This is a genomic window from Desulfovibrio sp. 1188_IL3213 (assembly GCF_036763145.1).
Lineage (GTDB): Bacteria > Desulfobacterota > Desulfovibrionia > Desulfovibrionales > Desulfovibrionaceae > Desulfovibrio.
In genome coordinates this window covers 1-2,007 of sequence record NZ_JBAIYR010000409.1, presented here as the reverse complement: position 1 = coordinate 2,007, position 2,007 = coordinate 1, and the positions used below count along the sequence as shown (strand labels likewise).

At 59.9% G+C, this 2,007-nt stretch carries 2 protein-coding genes; both read left to right on the top strand.

Annotated elements, in window-relative coordinates; all coding sequences use genetic code 11:
• Window positions 1–302 precede the first annotated feature (302 nt).
• Entirely contained in the window at window positions 303–1,760 is a 1,458-nt protein-coding gene (guaB, locus tag V6C16_RS12020; protein WP_333543308.1) for an IMP dehydrogenase, read from the top strand.
• Window positions 1,761–1,848: 88 nt separating this feature from the next.
• A partial coding sequence (locus tag V6C16_RS12015) for a glutamine amidotransferase-related protein (RefSeq protein ID WP_442886228.1) occupies window positions 1,849–2,007 on the top strand: 159 nt, incomplete at its 3' end.

Genomic DNA, 2,007 nt, shown 5'->3' with positions numbered 1-2,007 from the left:
TGCAGACATGCCTGCACGCGGCCGCCGCACGGCGCATGCGCCCCACAGGGGCGAAGTGGTGATTCATAGGATGTTTGCCGCCTCACGTCAAGCCTTGAACAAAAAAGCGCCCTCCGGCACTTGCCAAGGCCGCTCAAAAACTGTACGCGCAAGCACCCGCTTCGCTACAGGAGCGCGCGGCACGACCGCAAACCCGGCAGGCCCGACCGCAGAGCCACAGCCCGCATTGACATACGGCCCGCAAGGGGATACCCTGTTAGACTACAATTTGAACAATTATTCCAGCATATTACGAGGATGCCATGTTCACCAATCGCGGCAAAGCGCTGACCTTTGACGACATTTTGCTCATTCCCGGCTATTCGGACATTACTCCTGATGCCGTGGACATAGCCACCTGGCTTACCCCTTCCATCCCCCTGCGCATCCCCCTGCTTTCTGCCGCTATGGACACCGTAACGGAATCGGCCATGGCGATTTCCATGGCTCGCATGGGCGGCATCGGCATTGTCCATAAAAACATGCCCGTGTCCCGGCAGCGCCTTGAAGTTGAAAGGGTCAAAAAGAGCGAAAGCGGCATGATCCTCGACCCGGTAACCATTTCGCCCAACAATACGGTGCAGGAAGCTCTTGACCTCATGTCGGACTTCCGCGTTTCCGGCCTGCCGGTTGTGGCCGACGACCGCCTTGTGGGCATTCTTACCAATCGTGACGTGCGCTTTGTCGAAGACGGCCAGGCCGTGCGCGTGGCCGACGTCATGACCAGCGAAAATCTCGTTACCGTACCTATGGGCACATCCCTTGCCGAAGCCAAGCAGCACCTGCACGAGCACCGCATTGAAAAACTGCTTGTGGTGGACGAAGATGGTCATTTGCGCGGCCTGATCACCATGAAAGATATCGACAAGGTGCAAAAATATCCCAACGCCTGCAAAGACGCCGCCGGGCGCCTGCGCGTGGGCGCGGCCATCGGCATCGGCAAGGATTGCGAATCCCGCGCCGAGCAACTGCTTGAGGCCGGGGCCGACGTTCTGGTGCTTGCCTCTGCACACGGGAATTCCGTCAACTTCATCAAGGCCATTCGAATGGTCAAGTCGGCGTTTCCCAACTGCCAGCTTGTGGCCGGCAACGTGGCTACCTACGAAGGAGCCAAGGCCATCCTTGAAGCCGGCGCCGACACCGTCAAGGTGGGCATCGGCCCCGGTTCCATCTGCACCACCCGCATTGTGGCGGGCGTGGGCGTACCTCAGGTCACGGCCATTATGGACGGCGGCCGTGCCGCGCGCGAAATGGACCGCTGCTGCATTGCCGACGGCGGCATCAAGTTTTCGGGCGACATTGTGAAGGCCCTTGTGGTGGGCGCGCATTCCGTAATGGTCGGCTCACTTTTCGCCGGCACGGAAGAAAGCCCGGGCGAAACAATCCTGTACCAGGGCCGCACATATAAAATCTACCGGGGCATGGGCTCCATCGATGCCATGAAAGAAGGCAGCTCTGACCGCTACTTCCAGGAAAAGAGCAAAAAACTCGTGCCTGAAGGCATTGTGGGCCGTGTGCCGTACCGTGGCCCGGTTATGGAAGCCGTGTACCAGCTCATGGGCGGCCTGCGGTCGGGCATGGGCTATGTGGGCGCGCACAACCTCACGCAACTGTTTGAAAATACCACCTTCTGCGAAATATCTCCGGCAGGCCTGCGCGAAAGCCATGTGCACGACGTGGTGATCACCAAGGAAGCCCCCAACTATCGCATTGAAAACTAGGGTGCGCTGCGCCGAAAGGCGCACGCCCGTGCAGACAGGCAACCGGCGCGCCCCGGCGCGCGAAGCTCATACAGATCATGAGGACGCTATGCCCAGCAAGGTCATTATAATAGACTACGGCTCCCAGGTTACCCAGCTTATCGCGCGCCGCGTGCGCGAGGCCGGGGTATACTCCGAAATTCATTCCTGCGTGACCCCCGCCCCGCAGGTTGCCGCCATGAAGCCCCAGGCCATCATCCTTTCCGGC

Excerpts from the sequence above, each read along its gene's own strand:
- guaB (WP_333543308.1), top strand. The coding sequence starts at position 303 with ATGTTCACCAATCGCGGCAAAGCGCTGACCTTTGACGACATTTTGCTC.